General features: G+C 40.4%; 2 protein-coding genes. Both read right to left on the reverse strand.

The window, feature by feature from the left end; all coding sequences use genetic code 11:
* The coding region (locus IQR33_RS19825) for a PTS transporter subunit EIIC (protein WP_193843966.1) at positions 1-427 on the reverse strand (427 nt) is incomplete at its 3' end.
* A gap of 87 nt (positions 428-514) precedes the next feature.
* The coding region (locus IQR33_RS19830; RefSeq protein WP_416222690.1) for a PTS sugar transporter subunit IIB at positions 515-688 on the reverse strand (174 nt) is incomplete at its 5' end.

Below are 688 nucleotides of genomic sequence, written 5' to 3' on the forward strand. Positions count from 1 at the left end.
TCCCGGTTCCGCCCATGTGAGACATAGACAACGCGCCATCTTTAGCTGGGGCCGCAATGAGTAAAAAAGACATTAGTGACAATACAGCACTCGTGATCCCATCCATCTTGTAAGCCTTCGCTAAACTATAAGCAACGCCCAGCGAAACAAAAATGGTCATGATCCCCATCGACATGTTGTAGGGCATCATTATGGTATCAAAATGTGTAGTGGCGAAATCGAGCCAAATTCGACCAAAAGTAAAGGTTGTATCTTCGGCAAATGGGGGGAATGCAAAAATCAAAATGAAACTACCAACAATAATAAACGGCATTGCGACAATAAAACCGTCTCTCATTGCGCGAACATGGGGCTGATTCCCCACTTTAGCTGCTATAGGGGCTATATGCTTTTCGACTGCGCCTATAATTGCGTCATAAAGCTTCATAGAATCCATCCTTATTTTAGGCAAAAGAATCCCACATCAAATATTTATATTTGATGTACAGTTATCTTTTTAATTTAAAACTATAGTTTAGTTAATTAATTCTAATGCTTGCTCTAGTACTTCTTCTCCCTTCATCATTCCATAATGCTGAGGAGAAATAGCATCAATGTTTTTACCATGCTCTTGCGCCGTTTTTCTTAGCTCTTCTAGCTGAAAACGTACTTGAGGCCCGAGAAGACAAACATCGTACTCTTTAATTGC

This window comes from Vibrio sp. OPT46 (genome assembly GCF_015163535.1).
Lineage (GTDB): Bacteria > Pseudomonadota > Gammaproteobacteria > Enterobacterales > Vibrionaceae > Vibrio > Vibrio alginolyticus.